The 22,175-nt window shown below is 40.6% G+C and carries 23 protein-coding genes and 1 pseudogene; 15 read left to right on the top strand and 9 right to left on the bottom strand.

The window, feature by feature from the left end; translation table 11 throughout:
- The first annotated feature begins 467 nt into the window (after positions 1-467).
- The gene (locus FJ709_RS17340) at positions 468-2,483 is read left to right on the top strand and encodes a multiheme c-type cytochrome (RefSeq protein WP_226411494.1); all 2,016 of its coding nucleotides are present in this window, start codon (positions 468-470) and stop codon (positions 2,481-2,483) included.
- A 131-nt stretch (positions 2,484-2,614) separates the two neighbouring features.
- Here FJ709_RS17340 and FJ709_RS17335 read toward each other — a convergent pair whose 3' ends face one another.
- On the bottom strand, positions 2,615-3,409 hold the full coding sequence (locus FJ709_RS17335) for a S1/P1 nuclease (RefSeq protein WP_226411492.1): 795 nt from the start codon (positions 3,407-3,409) through the stop codon (positions 2,615-2,617).
- A gap of 363 nt (positions 3,410-3,772) precedes the next feature.
- Entirely contained in the window at positions 3,773-3,898 is a 126-nt protein-coding gene (locus tag FJ709_RS19615; RefSeq protein WP_264177950.1) for a hypothetical protein, read from the bottom strand.
- 266 nt (positions 3,899-4,164) lie between these two features.
- Here FJ709_RS19615 and FJ709_RS17330 point away from each other — a divergent pair, with 266 nt between their 5' ends.
- Both FJ709_RS17330 and FJ709_RS17325 read left to right on the top strand, forming a co-directional pair.
- Positions 4,165-4,617, top strand: a complete 453-nt coding sequence (locus FJ709_RS17330; protein ID WP_226411490.1) for a GNAT family N-acetyltransferase — start codon at positions 4,165-4,167, stop codon at positions 4,615-4,617.
- Between the two features lie 11 nt (positions 4,618-4,628).
- Positions 4,629-4,946: a putative quinol monooxygenase gene (locus FJ709_RS17325; RefSeq protein WP_226411488.1), complete on the top strand. Its 318-nt coding sequence runs from the start codon at positions 4,629-4,631 to the stop codon at positions 4,944-4,946.
- Between the two features lie 45 nt (positions 4,947-4,991).
- On the opposite strand, the gene FJ709_RS17320 is transcribed toward FJ709_RS17325, so the two are convergent.
- The gene (locus FJ709_RS17320) at positions 4,992-5,261 is read right to left on the bottom strand and encodes a hypothetical protein (RefSeq protein ID WP_226411486.1); all 270 of its coding nucleotides are present in this window, start codon (positions 5,259-5,261) and stop codon (positions 4,992-4,994) included.
- 203 nt (positions 5,262-5,464) lie between these two features.
- Here FJ709_RS17320 and FJ709_RS17315 point away from each other — a divergent pair.
- Positions 5,465-6,241, top strand: a pseudogene (locus FJ709_RS17315) (radical SAM protein); the annotation flags it as partial.
- Positions 6,242-6,283: 42 nt separating this feature from the next.
- Complete coding sequence (locus tag FJ709_RS17310) at positions 6,284-6,739, top strand: GNAT family N-acetyltransferase (RefSeq protein ID WP_226411484.1); 456 nt, start codon at positions 6,284-6,286, stop codon at positions 6,737-6,739.
- 21 nt (positions 6,740-6,760) lie between these two features.
- Here the strand turns inward: FJ709_RS17310 and FJ709_RS17305 are convergent, their stop codons facing one another.
- From FJ709_RS17305 to FJ709_RS17295, 3 genes are all read right to left on the bottom strand, one after another.
- On the bottom strand, positions 6,761-6,958 hold the full coding sequence (locus tag FJ709_RS17305) for a helix-turn-helix transcriptional regulator (protein WP_226411482.1): 198 nt from the start codon (positions 6,956-6,958) through the stop codon (positions 6,761-6,763).
- A complete protein-coding gene (locus FJ709_RS17300) occupies positions 6,955-7,377 on the bottom strand; it encodes a hypothetical protein (protein WP_226411480.1) in 423 nt (140 codons plus the stop codon). Before FJ709_RS17300 ends, FJ709_RS17305 begins: the two co-directional genes overlap by 4 nt.
- Positions 7,378-7,562: 185 nt before the next feature.
- A complete protein-coding gene (locus FJ709_RS17295; protein WP_226411478.1) occupies positions 7,563-8,396 on the bottom strand; it encodes a mechanosensitive ion channel family protein in 834 nt (277 codons plus the stop codon).
- A 151-nt stretch (positions 8,397-8,547) separates the two neighbouring features.
- On the opposite strand from FJ709_RS17295, the gene FJ709_RS17290 reads away from it, so the two are divergent.
- Together FJ709_RS17290 and FJ709_RS17285 are read left to right on the top strand one after the other, a co-directional pair.
- Positions 8,548-9,024: a hypothetical protein gene (locus tag FJ709_RS17290; RefSeq protein ID WP_226411476.1), complete on the top strand. Its 477-nt coding sequence runs from the start codon at positions 8,548-8,550 to the stop codon at positions 9,022-9,024.
- Between the two features lie 305 nt (positions 9,025-9,329).
- Complete coding sequence (locus FJ709_RS17285; protein ID WP_226411474.1) at positions 9,330-10,505, top strand: type III PLP-dependent enzyme; 1,176 nt, start codon at positions 9,330-9,332, stop codon at positions 10,503-10,505.
- A 72-nt stretch (positions 10,506-10,577) separates the two neighbouring features.
- On the opposite strand, the gene FJ709_RS17280 is transcribed toward FJ709_RS17285, so the two are convergent.
- A complete protein-coding gene (locus FJ709_RS17280) occupies positions 10,578-10,796 on the bottom strand; it encodes a YdcH family protein (protein WP_226411472.1) in 219 nt (72 codons plus the stop codon).
- Positions 10,797-11,114: 318 nt separating this feature from the next.
- Between FJ709_RS17280 and udp the strand changes: the two genes are divergently transcribed.
- On the top strand, positions 11,115-11,870 hold the full coding sequence (gene udp / locus FJ709_RS17275) for a uridine phosphorylase (protein WP_226411470.1): 756 nt from the start codon (positions 11,115-11,117) through the stop codon (positions 11,868-11,870).
- 121 nt (positions 11,871-11,991) lie between these two features.
- On the opposite strand, the gene FJ709_RS17270 is transcribed toward udp, so the two are convergent.
- Positions 11,992-12,741, bottom strand: coding sequence for an outer membrane protein OmpK (locus FJ709_RS17270; protein ID WP_226411468.1), 750 nt, complete (start codon positions 12,739-12,741; stop codon positions 11,992-11,994).
- A 235-nt stretch (positions 12,742-12,976) separates the two neighbouring features.
- On the opposite strand from FJ709_RS17270, the gene FJ709_RS17265 reads away from it, so the two are divergent.
- From FJ709_RS17265 to FJ709_RS17235, 7 genes are all read left to right on the top strand, one after another.
- A complete protein-coding gene (locus FJ709_RS17265) occupies positions 12,977-13,432 on the top strand; it encodes an NfeD family protein (RefSeq protein WP_226411466.1) in 456 nt (151 codons plus the stop codon).
- A gap of 54 nt (positions 13,433-13,486) precedes the next feature.
- Entirely contained in the window at positions 13,487-14,437 is a 951-nt protein-coding gene (locus FJ709_RS17260) for an SPFH domain-containing protein (protein ID WP_226411464.1), read from the top strand.
- Positions 14,437-15,375: an SPFH domain-containing protein gene (locus FJ709_RS17255; RefSeq protein WP_226411462.1), complete on the top strand. Its 939-nt coding sequence runs from the start codon at positions 14,437-14,439 to the stop codon at positions 15,373-15,375. Before FJ709_RS17260 ends, FJ709_RS17255 begins: the two co-directional genes overlap by 1 nt.
- 113 nt (positions 15,376-15,488) lie before the next feature.
- A complete protein-coding gene (locus FJ709_RS17250; protein WP_226411460.1) occupies positions 15,489-16,604 on the top strand; it encodes a glycosyltransferase in 1,116 nt (371 codons plus the stop codon).
- Between the two features lie 240 nt (positions 16,605-16,844).
- A complete protein-coding gene (locus FJ709_RS17245) occupies positions 16,845-17,852 on the top strand; it encodes an NADH:flavin oxidoreductase (protein WP_226411458.1) in 1,008 nt (335 codons plus the stop codon).
- A 295-nt stretch (positions 17,853-18,147) separates the two neighbouring features.
- A complete protein-coding gene (locus FJ709_RS17240; RefSeq protein WP_226411456.1) occupies positions 18,148-20,424 on the top strand; it encodes an LruC domain-containing protein in 2,277 nt (758 codons plus the stop codon).
- A 52-nt stretch (positions 20,425-20,476) separates the two neighbouring features.
- The gene (locus FJ709_RS17235) at positions 20,477-21,076 is read left to right on the top strand and encodes a hypothetical protein (RefSeq protein ID WP_226411454.1); all 600 of its coding nucleotides are present in this window, start codon (positions 20,477-20,479) and stop codon (positions 21,074-21,076) included.
- Between the two features lie 144 nt (positions 21,077-21,220).
- Here the strand turns inward: FJ709_RS17235 and FJ709_RS17230 are convergent, their stop codons facing one another.
- Positions 21,221-22,093: a LysR family transcriptional regulator gene (locus tag FJ709_RS17230; protein ID WP_226411452.1), complete on the bottom strand. Its 873-nt coding sequence runs from the start codon at positions 22,091-22,093 to the stop codon at positions 21,221-21,223.
- Positions 22,094-22,175: the final 82 nt, after the last annotated feature.

Genomic DNA, 22,175 nt, shown 5'->3' with positions numbered 1-22,175 from the left:
GTTAAGGCAAGTTAAATGAGTTCAGGTAAGTTAAATTAAGCGGCTATTAAGCTAACATCGACACGTTCGTTCTAATCTCACTTGCTATTTACTGAGTTAAGAAGCGGTATTTCAAGAATCTGTCGGCGTGACCGCCTGTTTGTTGCAAGATATTTTATTAATATAGTGGGCTGGTAGCGTATTTAAAGCGACGTTATCAGCCAATTATTACTTTGACATAGTCTAAGGTTTTTGTTTTTTTACCCTTAATTTTGCCTTCCTAGCCAAGTGACAAACATGGTATTAACTTTTGCAGCAGTTAATTAACATGATCTACATCTTATTTATTAAATTAACTACCTATATCAGACTTACTTCACCAACTAAATTGTGAGTCGTCTCTCATCGTACATTTATCGTTCACTCTATAGTCATTATTGAAGTACCTCATAAGTAGTACTCTTAATAATAATGAAACCGGAGTGATGATGAAAACAATCAAATTATGTAAAATTGCCTTGCTTATAGCAATAGCAATGGGAGCTACCGCTTGTGGTAGCGACGGTGAAGATGGTGCCCCCGGAGCTCCTGGAGCACCCGGAACTCCGGGCATACCAGGCACACCAGGTACTCCGGCTGTGCCACCAGTAGTGACGACTTCTACAGTGACCAATGTTGAAATGATTAATCACATGGTTGAAGAAGGAAAAGTGACTATTGAATTTGGTATTACTAACCAGGATGGTCTTTCGATTTCAGGGTTAACTGATGCGTCAGTATACCTTGCTGCTATGACTGATAAAGGGGTTCAACGTAGCCGTGATGGTAGTGTGGGTGGTAATGCAACCGTGGGTGGTAGTTCTCCTACAGAAGGAGCTTCATTAACGTTATTAGATAATGGTAATTATCAGTTTGTAGCGCCTATGGCAGCGGTAAAAGCTGACACGGACGGCTTAATTCGCTTACAAGTTGGTGGTGGCGATATTGCTAAATCACCTTATATCATTATTGATAAGCCTGAAAATCTGCACACATCGACGACTGAAACATGTTATTCATGTCACGTAGATTATGCGACGTCTAATATTCGTCATAGCGGTTATGTTGCGTTAAATACTGACGGTGAAGTGGATTTTGTTGGCGGCTGTATGGTGTGTCACAACAATGTACCGCGTGATATTGCCCCTGATGGAGCGTCATTAAACACCGGAGGTTATGCTAAAAATAGTATGCAAAAACTTGGGCATATTAATCACCAAAAATTTGAAAAAGATTTTACCCCTGTTAATTGTTACACCTGTCATGCTGAACCTGTAATTAACACTAATCTTGCCGGAAATGGTTGTAGTGATTGCCATAGTGTTAGCCAAGCAAACAATGAAATTGTAATGAAGGCTCAAGCTTTGAACGCATCAAGTACTGACTTTGATGCCCGCGATTTCCATGCTCAAAAAAGTGGCTTGGCTAATTTACAAGTAATGCGCGATGGTTACTCTGCAGAAACAACAGTACCATTTAAAAACGACAATGGTGTTTGGTGTACTACGATGTCATTGTTTAAGCTAGATGGTGATACTAAAACACCTGTAAATATAGGTGATAACTATAGTCATGATTTAACCAGTCATCACCCAGATACGCCAATAGTATATGCAGGTGCTTATTTACACGGCTATTACAACCATTCAATAGTGGGGCGTTTTGCAGGTCATGGTAGTAATGAAATTAAAACTGACAATGCCGATGGCACGCGTACACATTGTTTCCCATCGCCATCAGCAGGTTTTGAAGCCGCTGATATTATGGCGTCAGCTCGCATCTCATTAAGCTATGCTGGTTGGAGTGATGATGATGGTAAAGAGTCAGTGTCGTTTACTGCTTATTCTGATGCGACTGATCAAGTGAGTGGAGCCGTTGTTAAATACGAACGTCGTTTAGCGGTGACAAATGATAGTTGTACCACCTGTCATAACAGCGAAACCAACTATCATAAAAATGGTGCTTATAACGATGGTGGCGATGACTGCGTAGCATGTCATAACAATGGCCAAGACCGAAGTGCCAAAAACTCAGCTCCAGGATTTGGACCTATGGTACACAGTATGCACTGGGGTATTGGTAATGCACTTTCCGGCGCTAAAAAAGATGCTGATGGTAACAATATAGCTAACTCTGCCGACAGTTTGAATGCAGACAACTGTGTGTCTTGCCACGCTGATGGTGTTGATTTAAATGAAATTCCTAATCAATACATTCGTGCTAAAGCATTTAATAATGGCGACCAAACTAAAATGGCTAGCCCAATCACGGCTAACTGTTTTGCCTGTCACAGCGATACACAAGCGCTTAACCATATGGAACAGAATGGTGGTGAAACTAGTGCAGAAAAAGGTAACGGTAATGATGGTACCTGGTTTACTCAACCAACAGGTGAATCTTGTGCAACCTGTCATGCTGAAGGTAAATCATTTGGTATCGAGAAGTTCCACAATTTCAAACGCTAATATTTATTATTAAGTTTGAATTTAAGCTGCAGACACTGAGTTATCTTTGCTACCGCATATAGCAAATTGAAATAATCAACTAGTGGAATGAAATGGGAGCCGAATTAGGCTCCCATTTTTATGTTAGAAATTTATTGAGTAAATATCTGATTTAATTTTTCGGCTAAGCGAATACCTGCCTGCTGTAATCTTAGTTCAATTAGAGGTAAATTTGTGGTTTCATAATCTGTCCCTAACTCGTATTTTGCGGCTGAATTGACCTCTAATCGATAAACATTGGTCCGTAAGTCTTTAGACTCATCAGCCCATTGATAGTAGCTTTTTCCCGTCCAGTCATGCTTTTGTTCTGGGGTAATATGACTCAACAAGCGCGTATATTCATTAGCGTTGAGTTGCTGGTGGGCTAACAGTCTACTGTCCCATACCGAATGTAAATTGCTGTCTTTACCAAACCATTTCAATTTCACGCCGTTACCACCCTGATCATGACGATATCCTACATGCAAAGGTTGGTGAAGGTCACCGACAAAATGGACATAAAAGGCGAGCGCTTGCCATTGCTTCTTAGGTGTTGTGTTCGAGTCAGAGAGTACTTTTTCAAAACCTTCTAGACTGCGTAAAATATCACCGTTTGGATTACGTTTAACATTGCTCCAACTTTCATTGTCGTCAATGGATATATAATGCCAAGAGGCACTATGTCGCCAGTGAGTGCTGGATCGTATTTCATCTGCCCAAGTCGATATTTGTGCTAAGGATTTCCCCTGAGTCAATTGACGGATATTTTTAGCCGCGTGATCAGTTAAATTGTCTTCGGCTATATGAACGATAATTTGATGACCTAATCTACCAAATGCAGTCGCAGGTTGGCTGCTAACTATGCACAGGGTTAAGGCTATGTAGAGTTGGGGTGCGATTAACTTCATTGAATTCCTTTTCTTGGCACAGAGTGACATTACATATTTAACCTCAATTTCAGGTGCTACATAGCGCTTCAATTGTGTGCCCAGTACGCCAGTTATTCATTGCTATAGTCATTATTATGAGCGTAATTATGTAATATATTAATAGTATATATTGGCGCAGAGAATGCTATTACGCAAAGTAACATGTGCAGTGTTCAGAGGCGTTTTATGTTGGGGGTATTTTACGGCACAGCTTTCTTGATAGATATTTAGCTGGGATTATTTTTAAGCTGCGTATGAGTGTTAGAAGTGGTTTTAAAATACCTAAACAAAAATACCGAGCTATGCTCGGTATTTCTTATGGTTATCACTTAAAAATAAATTTTATTTAGCTTTAGAAACGATACCTGATGAAGGTGCGTTTTTTGATTGCTTAACTGCACGTTTTTCTTTTAATGACAGTAACGGCTGCTTTTTGGATTCTTTAGAATTATTGCGTTCTTTACTCATGTTGTGCTCCAAAAAAAGTAGGATAGATAATGAAGAATTAATTTATTAACGGTTACGCTGTTTTTGTGCTTAACCTAGTTGGTAAAAGTAGCGTAGCACTAATTCGTTTGGTTTCATCTAGGGCTAATATATAATATTTTAATCTAGGATTAGCGTTATTTGTGCTATCACTTTGGCATATAAAATGCCGTGTTGGCACTTGAGATATTAGCGTGTTAAGTAATGCTACAATATGGTCAAATTAAACAGAGGAAAAGGAATTTATAGTGATTTCACGTAGCCTGAGATTCGAACAATTAACCCGAGATGAGCTCTACGAAATACTGAAACTGCGAGTTGATGTGTTTGTCGTTGAGCAAAATTGCCCCTATCCTGAATTGGATGAAAAAGATCGACATCCACAAACTCAGCACATGGTTATACAGGACAGAGACGGGCATTTAGTGGCTTATTGCCGTATTTTGCCTCCAGGATTAAGTTACCCGCAAGCCAGTATTGGACGGGTTGTTGTTGCATCTAGCCACCGCGGCCAGGGCTTAGCAGAGTCATTAATGCAACAGGCATTACCAAAAGTATTGGCGTATTGGCCCAATGCTGGGGTGCAAATTGGCGCACAGGAACATCTACAAAAATTTTATCAGCGCCTTGGTTTTATTAGCCATTCCGAGGTTTATTTAGAAGATGGAATCCCCCATATTGATATGCTTTACCAATTTTAAAGGAAAATTTAATGTCTGATTATGTAATCAATAACACCCAGTTAGTATGTGTAGCACAATTTGTCGCCAAAACAGGTAAGCGAGATGCACTAGTGGCGGCGTTGGCTGCATTAATTCCTGACACGCGTAAAGAGCTAGGTTGTATTCGCTATGAATTAAACATTAGCTTAGATGATGACAATAAAGTGGCTTTTGTGGAAAAGTTTGTCGACCGGGCAGCATTTGACCAACATTGCGAAAAAGAGGCTATTCAGTATTATTTTCATAAAGTAATGCCTGAGTTAGTCGAATCGCACCATGTTGAAGTATTTAATCAGGTTATTGCGTAATAGATTACAAATAAAAGAGTGGCAGGCCACTCTTTTTAAAATAAATTAGTGGGATTTACGTAAAACGATGTTGGGGCGTAAGTCGACCTCACCATCTTGGTATATTGCAGCAATGTCATTTTGTTGTGATATTACAGCCACTGGACCTTTTAATGTGTGCCGGACAAACAGTAAGCGATACCCGAAACGATGTAAGTCGTATAGTGCGAGTTTTTGCTCAGCAGTTGTAAGCTCCCAACATTCACTATTAGCTAAGGGGGCACTTCGGCGATCACCGATATCAAGCGCGGTCTGATCCATCATCATGTAACTCATTCACACTCCTTTGTGAGAGAAAAATAGTCAACTAAAATGTTGATTAAGCTAATATAACAAAAAATTTATTCATGGATAGTGCTTTTTTATGACAAATTATGTTTTATGCCATAAACCAAGTGTAATAGAGTGTGATTAATTGATGTATTTTAGGTGTGTAATTATTTTTAACAAAAAAGTATATTGGTAGGGGTGATACATCAAACATGTATACTCAACCGCAAAAGCAGTTTCGGGCGCAGAAATTAGATAAAATAGAACAAGACATTTTACTCGCCGCTGAATCTGGTTATCCAATAAGTCGGGTGTTTTTGGCTGATGGTGATGCGATGAGCCTGCCATTTAATCGCTTGAAAGCCATGTGTGAGTTAATTAATACCCATCTCCCCTCTGTGACTCGTATTAGCAGTTACTGTTTGCCGCGTAATTTGAAAAATAAAACGGTTGAACAGTTAGCTGAGCTGCGTCAAATGGGATTATCTTTACTTTATGTCGGCTGTGAAAGTGGCGATGATGAAGTGCTGACCCGTATTCAAAAGGGTGAAGATTATCAGTCTTCAGTTGAAGCCCTTCATAAAATCAAGCAAGCTGGAATGAAATCATCAGTAATGATTTTAATGGGGCTGGGTGGGGTTAAATTATCCAAGCAACATGCCATAGCCTCAGCTAAGTTAATGAATGAAACTCAACCTGATTACCTGTCTACTTTAGTGGTCACTTTACCATTAGGTACTGAGCGTATGGATGCGGCATTTGATGGTAAATTTGAGTTACCTAACCAACAGGGATTATTGGCTGAAATGCATACTTTGCTGACTCACCTTGAGTTAACTAAAACCATTTTTAGATCTGATCACGCATCAAATTATCTGGTGCTTAAAGGAGTGTTAGGTAAAGACAAACCTCAACTAGTCCAACAAGTCACGCAAGCATTACAAGGTATGGTGCCATTGAGACAAGAATGGCAAAGAGGCTTGTAAGCCTATTGCTCTCAATATTAGATAAAAGGAAGTACTATTGGTATGGATATTCGGATTGATGATTTATCTGGTATAGAAATAGCCGCACTATTAAATGAGCATTTACAGGATATGTACGCAACCTCTCCAGCAGAGTCGGTTCATGCTTTAGATTTATCAAAACTGCGCCAGCCTAATATTACCTTTTGGACTATTTGGGACAATGGGCAACTTGCAGGATGTGGTGCAATAAAACGACTCAGTGCATCACATGCAGAGATTAAATCAATGCGAGTAGCCAATGCCCATAGACGTAAAGGCGTTGCTGCAAAATTATTGCAACATATGTTAGATGTTGCAAAAATTAACGGATATCAACAACTCAGTTTAGAAACCGGCACAATGGCATTTTTTAAACCCGCCAGACAATTGTACGCAGGTTTTGGATTTAAGGTAGGCGAAAAATTTGCCGATTACCCATTAGATCCCCACAGTCTATTTATGCATAAATACCTTTGATGAACCCAAGCTAGGGAGTCATTAGCTTGGTTCATCAATAAAAATATCTTCTATGGTTAAGCCAAATAGGCGCGCGGCTTTGAATGCCAATGGTAAGCTAGGATCAAACTTACCTTTTTCAATCGCATTAATGGTTTGCCGCGATACATTCAACAAGTCAGCTAACTGAGCTTGAGTTAAGTCCCGCTCGGCACGTAATACTTTCAAGCGATTATTCATTGGTACTTCCTGTTTCCCATTATTATGCCCATTAGATAAGTCAGACTCATCACAATAACAAGATGGGATATTTCTGCATGAGCTTGAATTAGGCCTGTTGTATCTAAGGTTGAGTAGCTGATCCCTATGATAAGTCCCATACCTAAACTTAAGCCCATAGCATTGAGTTGAATCTTTTGCTGAAGTTCATCTAAGTCGGCTAAATGTTGCTTATTAGCTATTATCATCCCTATTCCAATAAGAAAGTTAAGACCTATTGCGGTAGCTGTCATCCATTGGTTTTGTTGCCAAATAAACTGAGCGCCAAAAGTGGCTAATGCTAAAGACAGTACCCATGCTGCCGTCCATTTAGCGAGTCGTTTGGTGTTAATCTGGTTACGCTGTTTCCAATCTGTATTAGTAGAATCGAGTGCTTTCATTTCGGTATCCTTTTTAAGTTAGCCTGCTTTAATGTCAAGTAAGCTTTACTTAAATATGGAGTGGCAACTGAGTAATGTCAAGTCTAGTTTACTTTTTGTCGTTAATTTAAGTCTTTTTGCGGGTAGAAAACAAAAAGGACGACATAATGTCGGCCTAATATATTAAAAACTAACCCTGTTTAGGGTTAATGTTGAATTTGAATTTCGCGCACTGGGCAAGGAATAGTTATGCGGGCTTGTTTTAATGCCAGCATCACTTGTTGATTGGTTTGATACTTAGCTTGAAAATAATGTTCTGTTGGCACCCAGTACCGCATACCTAATTCAATACCTATGCTATTAAAACCGTTGATGCCAACCAAGATTTTTTGGTCTTTATTGACATTGTCTGACTGAGAAATAGCCTGTTCAATTATTGTAATTATCGCCGCGGTATCAGCTTGATAATCAATGTTGAGGGTATTTTCAACTAACTTGTATTCAAATGAGTTATGCAGTATTTCGCCTATAATGAGTTTATTAGGGATACTGATTTGTTCACCTTCTTCGTTGGTTAATATTGTTTGTCCCAGTTTGATCAAACTGACTACACCATTAACGCCACTCACTTCAATGGTGTTACCGACCACAAAAGGGCGAGTCACTATGATAGTCACCCCTGCTGCATAGTTTGATAACATGCCTTGTAAAGCAAGTCCTGCCCCTAAGGATGCTGCACCAATAGCGGCAACCATTGGTGTGACACTAATTCCCAGTTTACCTAAGCAGATGACCGCAACCATGACTATGATAATGATGCGAACCAAGTTTGAAGTGAAATTACTCAGGGTAATGTCTATTTCATGCTTTTCAAATAGCCTAGTGACAAGGTTAGCGACTTTACTAGCAACCCATAATCCGGTTAAAAATATCAGTAAAGCCCCAACAAGCTGAAAGCTATATTGAACTAAAAATTCAGTGATAAGGCTGTAAGCATTTTGAAGTTGGGCAAGTTCCAAGTCTAAGTTTGGTTGGTCCATCTGATATCCCTATTTTGGCAAGTCATAAAGGTATTTTTGTGAACCGTATCATAACAAGTTCATTCACTTTATAAAAAATCATCTTCATTAAGATATTAGTCATATTATCTTGGTAGTGTGACTAAACTTATTTTTAGCTTAGAGGTGGCAAATGCGAAATCAGTTGTTAATGGCAAGTTTTATATTACCGATGTTATTTTTATCTACTTCCACAATTGCGGATAAGCTGACACTAAAAGTGGGCGATACGCTGACAGAAATGAGTTTACACAACCAGTTTGATAAGCCACTTAATGTGACTTCACAAACACAGGTCTTATTATTTAGTCGTGATATGGATGGCGGGGCAGTTATCCAAGCCGCATTTGAACAAACACCGGCTGATAAACGTCCTGAAAATTTAGTTTATGTTGCTGATATCAGTGGTATGCCTTCACTTATTGCGAAATTTATTGCCGTACCAAAAATGCAAGATTATTCATTTATGTTAGGGCTTGATAGAGAAGGTGACATTACAGCAGCCTTTCCTGCCGAAAAAAGTCAGGCAACTATCATAAAAATCAATCAACTAAAGATTACATCAATTGCGTATGCGCAGGATGTCCAATCACTCATTGTTCAATGGTAATGACACCTTGAAAATATTAATTTAGGTTAACCATTTGTTATTTTCACCAATCTTTGGTTGAATAGAGACAGCAACTGGCATGTTTTAATTGAAATTGTATGTGATATGGAAAATTCCGCAGCGGAAATGACAAATAGAGCCGCTGACTATTGGAATAAAAAATTGCCTACAACGCATAAAAATTCATTGCGTCGCAACTTAAAATAGCGTTTACTTCGCCTGTTTTACCATGTTGTCAAAAGCACGTATTTATTGTTAAAGCATTGCCCAGTATTATTGCCCAACTATGAGGAGGCACCGGCCTAATGAGCCAATTTCAATCTATTGATATCGCTGATTATTATGAAAAAGATACTTTCGCCCGTATTCAAGAATTCGCGAAAGACAAGCCGACACCATTTGTCGTCATTGATACTCAGATCGTTGCTAAACAATTCGATGACATGGTGGAAAGTTTCCCTTTTGCTAAAGTGTATTATGCGGTGAAGGCTAACCCTGCAAAAGAAATTTTAACCTTATTGCGTGACAAAGGTTCTAGCTTCGATATTGCCTCTATTTATGAATTAGAAATGGTGACATCAATTGGTGTTAGCCCTGACCGTATCAGCTACGGTAACACCATTAAGAAGCGTGTTGATGTGCGCTCTTTTTATGAGCAAGGTGTTCGTATGTTTGCTTCTGATTCAGAAGCAGACTTACGCATGATCGCTGAAGAAGCACCCGGCGCAAAAGTGTATGTTCGTATTCTTACCGAAGGCACTCATACTGCTGATTGGCCTTTATCACGTAAGTTTGGTTGCCAGAATGAAATGGCTTATGACTTATTGGTATTAGCAAAAGAGTTAGGCCTACAGCCACACGGTATTTCTTTCCATGTCGGTTCTCAGCAGCGCGATATCGGCGCATGGGATTCTGCAATTGGTAAAGTGAAAAGTATTTACGATCGTTTACGTGAAGAGCACGGCATTGTGCTTAAAATGATTAACTTAGGCGGTGGTTTTCCTGCAAACTATGTAGACAAAACCAACGAGCTAGCGACATATGCTCAGCAAATTAAGCATTTCTTGCATGAAGATTTTGGGGATGATTTACCTGAAATTATTCTTGAGCCTGGTCGTTCACTATTGTCTAATGCGGGTGTATTGGTTTCTGAGATCGTGTTAATTTCGCGAAAATCAAATACGGCACTTGAGCGTTGGGTATTTACCGATGTGGGTAAATTTTCAGGTTTGATTGAAACAACTGACGAAGCGATTAAATTTCCTATCTATACTGACCGCACAGGCAAGTTAGATAAGTGTGTTATTGCCGGACCAACTTGTGACAGTGCTGATATCATGTATGAGCATTACAGCTATGGTTTACCTGTTGATTTAGCTATTGGCGATCGCATGTATTGGTTAACTGCAGGGGCTTACACTACAACGTATTCAGCTGTCTCTTTTAACGGTTTCCCACCGCTTAAAGATTACTATCTATAATAAAGAATATAGATTCAACAAAGGACGCCTAGGCGTCCTTTTTTTTAGCTTAAAACGAAGTATATTCTTTCGTTAAGCCATTTCGTGTTTTTTCAGAATTTCAAAAATCTCTTCTTTAAGATGCAGTTTCTTCGCCTTTAGCACTTTTACTTCTGGCGTACTATCACTGCTATTGTGTGTTTCTAATTGCTTTATCTCTTCATCTAACTGGTTGTGTTCGTCAAATTTTCTTAAAAAATGCGCATCAGATGTTTTAAGTTTGGTAATTAAGTCACGGTATTCTGGGAACATAGATAAACTCCTGTAGGATAGATAATTATTTTTTGCTCTACCTCAAACCTACTCTTATCTTTAAAGTAAAAGTTTGATGTAAATCAAATTAACGTGTTTTGGAAGTATTAAATGTTAATTTTCATTATGGCATGTTGATTTAATGAGCCGTTATCAGTTAATTACCCAGCTTTTTAGCGAGTTCATTTTCCACCGTTTAACGACAAATTATATCAGTGATAAATAATAATGTGATCCAGTTAACCTTTTCTGAGACAATACTAGGATACAGTTTATGAAACACAGCGTTTCATTTTTAAAATAATATAGGGGTTCAGCATGTCTGACGTATTCCACTTAGGTTTGACCAAAAAAATGTTAGATGGCGCTACATTAGCAATCGTGCCAGGTGATCCAGAACGCGTGAAGCGTATTGCTGAATTAATGGATAATGCGACGTTTCTTGCCAGCCATCGTGAATACACCAGTTATTTAGCCTATATCGATGGTAAACCTGTCGTTGTTTGTTCAACCGGTATTGGTGGCCCTTCAACCTCTATCGCGGTAGAAGAATTAGCTCAGTTAGGTGTCACGACATTCTTACGTGTAGGCACTACTGGCGCCATTCAACCACATGTGAATGTTGGAGATGTGATTGTGACGCAAGCGTCAGTACGCCTAGATGGTGCAAGCTTACATTTTGCGCCACTTGAGTTCCCAGCAGCAGCAAACTTTGACTGTACCACTGCAATGGTTGCCGCCTGTCGTGATGCAGGTGTTGAACCGCATGTGGGCATTACAGCATCTTCTGATACTTTCTATCCAGGACAAGAGCGTTATGACACGGTATCTGGCCGCATCACTCAACGTTTTGTCGGTTCAATGAAAGAGTGGCAGTCTATGGGTGTGCTGAACTATGAAATGGAATCAGCAACTTTATTTACCATGTGTGCGACTCAAGGTTGGCGTGCAGCCTGCGTTGCGGGTGTGATTGTAAACCGCACTCAGCAAGAGATCCCTGATGAGGCTAGCATGAAGAAAACCGAAGGTGTTGCTGTATCTATTGTTGTTGCTGCAGCGAAAAAGTTACTCTAGTACCGATTTTATCTTTAAGACAGTGATTGATATGTAAAAGGGCACCCTAGGGTGCCCTTTGTCTTTTAGCCCTATACAAACACTGCAACTAAGCTATTTTGAAATTTGACTAAAATTTGAGTTAGAAGTGATATTTAGCAATAGCAGAATAGGTATTTTGATCAATCCCTTCTACGCCGTATTTATTTTGCCAGTAGTCGTATTCAAAACCGACTAAGAGTTTATTCTTTTTATGTTGACCGAATAAAATTGACCCTAAATCATATTTGATTTGTGGGTTGAAGTGCAGATTCTCTTGATAACCACCGTTGTCGGCTACAAAAATCCAATCAATAAAACCATCTAATACGATATTGGAATTGCCTACAGGGAAATCAACTCTAAACGCAGGGGTTAATTGCCAGCCATCGCTGTTATTACCGCTACTTATCGCATTACGACGGTAGGTGTTAAGTTGAAAATAGCTAAAATAAGGGATATCAAAGTCAAGTCCTACGCCGTAAAGCAAACTGCTTACAGGACCTCTGCCTTCTTCTAATGTCAGTGCCAACGAAACATCTTTGATTGGGCCAAGATTAATTTCATTTCCAGAAATTTTTCCATAGCTAAAACGGGGAGATATTTCACCATAGTTTGTTCTTTGTTGCCCATTAGAATCATTAAAATGGGTAAAATCTTGGAAGGCAAACCAATCGCCATATTTCCATGCGCCCGCAGTTTCAACTGTGATAGTTGTTTGGGTCTCTGATGGTGCTAAATCGTAGTTGTCACCATAAAGTGCCGTGGCACTAAAATCCCACCATTGCACCATGTCATCAGCAATAGCTGGTTGAGCGGCGAGAAGGGCTAAAGCGAGCCAGTTTTTATTCATTGAAATACCTTCATTTATTTTGCTATCAGAACAAATACAAAAAAATTACCGATTGTACGTTTAGTTTTATAGGGTTACCGCAATATGTTACCTGAGTATAAATAAATTAGCATCGAAGGATACCGTTTAACTACAGACTAGAAGGTGAAGTATTATTTGCCTGACATAATATGTCGCTATAAGGTAAAAGAGTTGATATAGTCTAATGACGAATACTCTAGAATAAGGAGTGAATATGACTTTTAGTGACCCAATTTCAATATGGGTAATATTGGGCATAGTGTTGATGTTAGCGGAAATTATTATTCCAGGCGGGATAGTAATATTGCTCGGCACATCATGTTTGTTGGTTGCTTTGGCACTCGCTGTGGGTATTATCGAAGGCATAAGCCAAAGTTTAACCCTATGGTTTATTGCCTCAATGGTAATGTTACTCAGTTTCCGTCATGTGACCCAAAAACTAGTGGGTGGGGACTCACATGTTGATAATACAGATGAAGAATTAGATTTGTACAATCAGGTTGCCATCGTTAAGGAACCGATTGGCCCGGGTCAACAAACTGGGCGTGTGAGTTGTTTAGGCTCAGATTGGACTGCACTCGGTGATGGTACTGAGATACAATCGGGCACGAAAGTTAGAATCATATGTCGGGATAACATTGCATTAGTGGTTGAACCTTTTGTGGAGTAACACATCCACTCAAATAGCCAAACGTCATTAATGTAGTATCAAAAGGAAGAGAGTATGTTCATGTTTACCATAATATTTTTATTCATCATGTTTATTTTATTTAAGCTGATGTTGATAGTGCCTATGCGCGAAGTTCATGTGATTGAGCGATTAGGTAAGTTCCGCACTGTACTGCCGCCAGGCTTTCATTTTTTAGTCCCTTTTGTTGACCGTGTTGCTTACCGACACGATACCCGCGAGGAAGTACTTGATGTCCCTCCGCAAAGTTGTATTTCAAAAGATAATACCCAGTTAGAAGTCGATGGTTTAGTTTACTTAAAAGTCATGGACGGTAAGCTGGCCAGTTACGGTATTGAGAATTATCGAAAAGCGGCTGTAAACCTTGCTCAAACCACTATGCGTTCTGAAATTGGTAAATTGACCTTATCACAAACGTTTTCCGAGCGTGACAGCCTAAATGAATCAATTGTGCGTGAAATCGATAAGGCATCTGATCCCTGGGGCATTAAAGTATTGCGTTATGAAATTAAAAATATTACTCCTTCTCAGCATGTGATCCATACGCTTGAAAAGCAAATGGAAGCGGAACGCCGCAAACGTGCTGAAATTACCTTAGCCAATGCTGAAAAAGCGGCGATGATTAATATGTCACAGGGTGAGCGTCAAGAAGCGATTAACTTATCTGAAGGGCAAAAGCAAAAACGAATTAACGAAGCGATTGGTACAGGTCAAGAAATCTCCATTATTGCCAATGCAAAAGCCGATGGTATGGAAATGATTTGTAAAGCGTTAACCGTTAATGGCGGTAACGATGCAATGAATATGTTACTGAAAGAGCAGTTTATTGGTCAGGTGGGTAAGATTCTGTCTGAAGCTCAAGTGTCAGTGGTGCCAGCCGAAATGGCAAAGTTGGAAGGCTTTTTTGAAGGTATGGAACAAGTTACCCATGCGGTTTCAGGTTCACCATCACAGAATGCCAAGTCAGCAGCAAAAGGAGCACGCTAATGATCTTAAATGGAATTGATACCGATATTGTTGTAATGGGTATTTGGGGTATTATTTTTGCTATCTTCGTGATGAAGTTATTCCAATCTATTCGCTTAGTCCCAACAAAGTCTGCTTGTATTGTGGAGCGTTTAGGTAAATATCACTGCACCTTAGATGCCGGTTTTCATGCGCTACTGCCGTTTGTTGATAAAGTAGCTTATATACATGACTTGAAAGAAGAAACTATTGACGTGCCGCCGCAGGAATGTTTTTCCAGCGATGAAGTCAATGTCGAAGTTGACGGGGTAATTTATATTTCGGTGACTGACCCTGTTAAAGCCAGTTACGGTATTACCGACTACCGTTATGCAGCCATTCAATTAGCGCAAACCACTACACGTTCAGTGATTGGTACTTTAGATTTAGACCGTACTTTTGAAGAGCGCGACCTAATTTCCGCCAAAGTGGTTCAAGTATTAGATGAAGCTGGCGCGATTTGGGGCATACGCGTACATCGATATGAAATTAAAAACATTACCCCACCTGAAACCGTTAAAAATGCCATGGAAATGCAAGTGAACGCTGAGCGTGAACGCCGTGCATTATTGGCAAAAAGTGAAGGTGACAAGCAAAGTAAAATTAACCGCTCTGAGGGTGTGATGGCGGAAACCATTAACCGTTCAGAAGGCGAAATGCAGCGCCGAATCAACGAAGCTGAAGGTAAAGCCCAAGAAATTTTAACCTTAGCTAAAGCGACGTCTGAGTCGATTGAGCGTCTGGCACAAGTGATTTCTTCTGAAGGCGGCCAAAGTGCATTACGCATGCAGTTAGGCGAGCAGTATATGAAGCAGTTAGATGGGCTAACCAAAACAGACACTCGTATTGTATTACCCGGTAACTTAGTGAACTTTGAGTACTGGATGGACACGATTGGTTTGAAAGACGATAAAAAGTAATTTTGTTGTTAAATGTTAAACCTCAAATGGGCCGGTATTTACTGGCCCATTTTGCTTTTATAGTTAGTTGTGCAACAATTTAAGTACTTCTTACTCGCCTTAATAGGGGTTAAATGCGGCCAAAAATTTTGCATTGTGTTGATGATAACAGCATGGGTGGAGTCAATTTCGCCTTGCAAGCACTTTGTGATTCGTCATTAGCTCAAGACTATGACTTTGAGATCCGCTATGTCGATTTGACCCGCCTAAGTCGAATATCCACCTCTGCCGACATTATCTGCTTTCATGGTGCCTCTAGCTGGCGTAAACTTATTGGGTTAGTTTGGCTAAAGCTGCAGTTTCCACGCACGCCATTTGTGTTACAAGAGCACCATTATTGTCAGCACTTTGTGGTGTCACAAATCCCCTCAGTCAGCCGTTTCTATCGTATGCTGAAAATGACTTATGCTTTAATGGATTACGTTATTGCAATCTCACCGTCTCAACGTCAATGGATGATTACAAATAATCTTGTTACAACAAGTGCGATTGAACTTGTGGGGCAGGGGCGTGATTTAAGCCAGTTTGTGACCACAAACACGCATACTGTTAGCGCAACTCATAAAATACCAGTAATTGCTGCTTATGGGCGGTTTCATCAGCAAAAAGGCTTTGATTTATTACTGCAGGCCATGGCAAATATTGCCACAAGCCAATGCCAGCTCAAACTTGCAGGAGAAGGGCCACAATTAACTGCATTAACTAAATTAGCCGCGCCTTTAGCCCATGTTGAAATAATTGGCAGGGTTGATAATGTCGCCGATTTTTTAATGGCCTGTGATGCAGTAATTATTCCTTCGCGATGGGAACCCTTTGGACTGGTGTTTATTGAAGCGTTAGCCATGCAAAAGTGGATAATATCTACCGAGGTCGATGGTTTGGGCGACCAATTGACTGAGATGACAGCGCGCTGGCCTGATGCATATGTTACCCCGATAAAGGAGGTTTCAGTGGCATTAATAACTCAAGCGATTGAAGCGTTTATTGCTGATTGGCATGCGGCTCAAGTGTCTTCGATGGATGTTCTAGGGAAAAACATGGCAGCAGAACTGCAACAACCATACTTAGATAAAGCTTGCTCAGATAAAAATGGCTTAGATAAAGAGGCTCAGGTTCAATTATGGTCTATTGAACAGTGGGATCGAGTGCAAGCCAAATGGCGCGACTTGTTTACTAAAATACTGTCTTAGTTTGGTAACGCTATTAGCCATTTGATCGTTTCCCAAATCTAGGGTGCGTGAATATTTTACTGCGGTTTATTAGAGGGTTAAATAATTTATTCACACTCATACATCCGTTTATTTTAGGTTGCTTTAAACCATTACAAAAAGTGCTTACCCGCCACACTTCCCACAGAGGTCAAATTCACCTCGAAAGTTGACCCCTCGCTAGATACAATACCAAAAATCAATCAAAACGAAATTCTAAATATGAACCGCTTTTCTGCTTTACCGATAGCTCACCATATATTGAAGAACCGCTTAGTGGTGGCGCCTATGGCCTCGCAAACTTCAACCCTTGATGGCAAGGTAACAGATAAAACACTGCGCCATTATGCCAATCTAGCACAATCTCAAGCGGCATTAGTGATGGTTGAATATAGCTTTGTAGCGTTTTCAGGTCGCAGTGAGCCTAATCAGTTGGGCGTACATGATGATGATTGTATTGATGGAATTAAAGCTATTGCTAAGGCTATTCATCAAACAGACGCCAAAGCTGGCCTACAATTAACCCATTGCGGCGGTAAAGCGCAGCTTGATGTGTGCCCTGATTTAATGGGGCCATCAGGGATAACGGTTCCAGCCTATGATCGTATTTTACCTACCCCTAAAATGATGACGCTAAACGACATCGCTGTATTGAAAAAGCAATTTGTCGATGCAGCCAAAAGGGTTGAATTGGCGGGCTTTGATTTTGTTGAGCTACATTGCGCCCATGGCTATGGTCTGAACCAGTTTTTATCACCACTGACCAATCAACGCGATGATCAATATGGTGGTTCTCAGCTTAATCGTGCACGGTTAATCGTTGAGATTATCGAACAAATTAAGCAGCATACCCAGTTATCAATTATGATCAGAGTGCCAGGGCAAGACCTTTATCCACAAGGGCTTACCCAGACTCAAATTGTCGAATCCTGTGAATATTTCATTGATGCTGGCGTGGTGATATTAGATGTATCATCTGGTATTGGTGGTTGGAATCGCCCGAAAGAGCGTCGCGGTGAAGGTTTCTTGGTTGAAGAAGCCGCTTTCTTGAAGCAAGCGGGATTACAGGCGTGCATTATTGGTGTGGGTGGTATAGAAACCGCTGAGTATATTGATATGGCGATTGAAAACCAGTGGCTTGATTTAGCGGCGGTTGGCCGAGCGATACTCAAAGGGCCGCAGGAATTTGCCCATAGCGTAATGCGCGAAGCAAGCGAAGTGGTTGTGTGATGATGTTTAGCATAACATCTTTAATCTTATGAATAAAAATAGGCTCGCATATCTGTGAGCCTATTTTCTGTATCTGATCGAAAATTTTTGCCGATTATTATTCTCATTTAAGCCCACATTCCACTCACAATAATGCTCCCCATAATACTCCCCAATGACTTCTCGCGCTTCTGATAACGGGCTGTGTCGAGCTATTACCCTTAGGGTGATATTACCTATTCCCATACCGTTTCGATTGGGAGGATTAAGTCTATTTTTGCAATTTATTCGCATTTTGCAAAATGATAAATCGATAATGATTAAATATAATCTTATATATTTCAATGCTTTGAATATTGGCATTTTATGTGCAGTACGTATATTACGTTCAGTGAAAGATGAGATCACCAATATGAAATTAGTCACATTAACTCAGTTAACCCGTCATCCCTTATCCGGATTATTTACCTTAGGGGCTTTAACGTTAGCATTGGCCCAATCTGCGCAGGCAAGTGAACCTTTTCAAGCTTGTCCCCACGAAGCATTTATCATTCAAACTCCTGCCTCTAAACCCATCGCCTACGGAGTTGATTTGGGCACAGGTAGTTATATCACTCTGTCGGATAATATGGGTATTAATGGTGCACTCAATGGCACAGGTTTCAGCTTCAATGACAATTATTTATATGGCTGGGATTACGAGCATCAAACCCTAGGTCAAGTTGGGAATGATTACCAAGTTATTCCATTAGCATTAGCCAAAGATGCGCCATCTGCCGCAGCCGCAGCGGGTAACTTCTTCGTCGGTGACGTGGCGTTAGCAGAAAACGCCTGGTACGGTTATCGCAAAAATGTGGGTTTATTTCGGGTCGATTTAGATGACCAAAACCATCCCATGACGTTAGTCCCTGGCAGCAATTCACAGGCGAGCTTTAACATTACTGATTTTGCCTTTCATCCAACCAATGGTTTTTTATATGCGGTAACCAATGGTAAAGAGGGGCAATTAATTAAAATTGACCCCACCACCGGTGGCTCTGAAAATTTAGGGCTAGTGATCACTGGCAGTACAAATTTCACTTTTGGCGCTCAATTTTTTGACCCACAAGGCAATTTATACTTAAGCAATAATGGCACAGGTAATGTGTACAAATTAAATGTAGAGCAGAGTTCGCCTCAAGCTGAATTGTTCTCATATGGACCGTCTTCAACCTCTAATGATGGTGCGCGCTGTGCTTTGGCTGAAGTGCCAGTGGGTGATGCGGTCGATTTTGGAGATGCCCCAGCAAGTTATGGAACCTTAATGGCAGATAACGGCGCCCGTCACGGGATTATCGAGTCATTAACATTAGGGATATTGAATGATAATGAAGCAGATGGTTCGCCAGCTCCTTTATCTGATGATAGCAGCGATGGTATTGATGATGAAGATGGTGTCAGTATGCCCACGGGATTTGAGATTGGTGAAGAAGCGATTTTATTAGTCACTACCTCAGGGCAAGGCGGATTTTTAAATGGGTGGATTGATTGGGCCCAAGATGGAAAATTTGATCAAGAAGACCGCATCATTAGTGCCAAAGCTATGCCTGCAGGCGTGCAAACCTTATTAATCAATGTGCCTAACTGGGCAAAGCCGGGCGAAACCTGGTCAAGATTTAGATTAAGTTCTGTTGCAGATATTTTACCAACAGGCGGTGTCAGTGACGGTGAAGTAGAAGATTACCCTATCACTGTGACTGAAACCGGCATCACCATGACCTACTATCCATCATCATCAGGTTTTACCACATTGGCGTATGAAGATTTATATCCTGATCAAGGTGACTTTGATATGAATGATGTAGTGATGCAATTACGTATTACCCAGTTTGTAAAAAACAACCAAGTGCGTCGCGTGGGATTTAATGCCCAGTTGGTTGCCATGGGGGCCTGGTACCACAATGGTTTTGCGGTTCAACTTCCCGGCATTGCGCGCAGTAACGTGCAGGAGTCAGCCATTGATTGGACATTACAGGGGGTAAAACAACCCCAATCTCCACTTGAAACGGGGCAAACTAACGCTGTGCTCAAGTTTACTGATGACCTTTGGCAGCATGCTACCCGCGGTAACGGTTGTGAATATTTCAGAACCGAGCCTGGTTGCGGCACAAGTTATCGTGCGACCTGGCAAATGACCGTACCGTTTGTGAATGCGGTTGATGAAGACCAAATGCCAGAGTTTCCGTACGATCCGTTTATCTTCGCTACACCCAATACCGATCATGGATTAGCCGCTAAAAATATTAATGGGGGCAAAGAGCCTGGTCGGGCATTAGAAATTCATCTTAAAAACCATGCGCCAACAGCTTTATTCAATCAAGCCTTTTTAGGTCAACGTGATGACGCCTCAAATGTGGCGGCTGGACAGTATTTTCAGGATAAAAATGGTATGAGTTGGGCCATAGAAGTGCCAGACACCTGGCAGCATCCACTTGAAAAACAGCGTTTAGATGGAAGCTATCAAGAGTTTGTTGATTTTGCAGCAGATGCAAGTGGTACAACTAACCCCTATTGGTATCTGACCGCCATCGAAGCATTAATTTTTGAAGATTAATGCCCGTAATTATCAGCAATGATTGGCCTAATACACAATAAAGGTGAACGAGATGAAATATGCAAACATGACCAGATTAACCATAAGCTCAAAGGTAAGAGAATTATGTAACAGTAAGCGTGAAAGTAAGCCGTTATTTGGCCTATTAACGTTAACTCTGCTGTTACCGTTAACGGCCTGTGGGGGAGGCGGCGGTGGTGACAGTGCACCTGCAGTTCAAGTGACGCCTCCGGCAACCACACCGCCAACAACGACGCCACCTACCACCATAACACCGCCGATACCGCCAACTCCGCCGGTTGTCGAGCCTGTGCCGGATCCCACATCACTTGATGACTTGATTGTGGATCCAGATTTTGATTTGCAAGCCGCATTTACGTTATCGATAAACGTCGACATCGCCAGCGGAAAAAGAGGCTATTTTTCTTTGTGCGATAAGTTTGAGCAGCAAGGACAAACCATCAGCGTGAACTATGAATCGTGTTTATTAAGGGGCGCACTTGATAACGGCCAACTGAGCGAATCGCTATTGGTTGCTAACCACCAACGCGACTTAATGGCGGTTGTCTGGTTTTATGACGGTAATCAGCCACAATATTTACACTGGCAATATGCTGCCAATGAAGTAGAGCAGCAGCTTGTTATCTATTAAGGGTTGTTGAGTCTAGGCTAAATGGGATGAGTATTAGAGAGATAAAATTTTAATATTCAGTTGTTGCAAGGTGTGAAGTGTCGTAAACGCACTCAGTACCTTGCAGCAAACCGCATTTTTTTTTGAGTGCTAGAGCTATAACAACTATTTTAGTGGACGGGTAAGGTGCTCTATAAATACTTTTGCGGCATTAGATAAGTGGGCATCATGCGGGTAAATTAAATTTAGGTCAGTAAAGCCTGCGCTCAATTCAGGTAACACATTGACTAATTGTTGGTTGGCTATCGCTTCGTTAGCAATGGTTTGCGGTAACAGCGTAATCCCCGCACCGCCTAAACATAGGTTGTACAAAGAGTTGTAATCAGTGCAAATTACTTTGTGGTTAGCCGTAATTGAGGTTTGTTGAAACGTCCATTTATCTTCAACCAAGCCATTAGTGTTTCTAAAGCCAAGTAAGGATTGATACTGCAAATCATCAACGGTTTCTATCACAGATGATTTTTCAAGGTAACTCGGGCTTGCATAAATCTTGCGTTCAAAACTGAGTAATGACTGAGTCGTAAACTGGCTATCATGCTGTTGATTGATATCAATAACCATATCTAAATCTAATCTATGTATATCTTTATAACCGCCTGAAATCACCATGATATCTAATTGCACTTGTGGATAAGCATGCACAAAACTAGCGATTTTTTTATCTAACATCTTATCGACAAAAGGCAATAAGCCGATGCGAACACGCCCTTGTATTTCGTTGTAGCGATTTTTGAAAATAAACGAGGCATTTTTAAGTTGCTTAAGTAGCGGGGCGACTTGCTCTAAATATAACTCTCCGGAAGATGTGAGCGTCATAACCCGAGTTGTACGGGTGAATAAAGGTGCGCCAAGTTGTTTTTCTAATTCAGCAATGCGGCGACTGACTAATGCACGGCGGGTATTCAATGATTCTGCAGCTTTAGCAAAACTGCCTTGCTCAGCTACCAAAATAAATAGCTCTAAATCATTGATGTTCAAATTAATATAACCCGCTTAGATAAATGAACAATTATAGTAGTTTTAGTGTCTATTGTTGTCAATTTATGACTACTTAAGACTC

This window comes from Shewanella glacialimarina (assembly GCF_020511155.1).
In the GTDB taxonomy this organism is placed as follows: Bacteria; Pseudomonadota; Gammaproteobacteria; order Enterobacterales; family Shewanellaceae; genus Shewanella; species Shewanella glacialimarina.
Note: the sequence above shows the minus strand (reverse complement) of the source record. Positions and strands in the feature narration are given on the sequence as shown.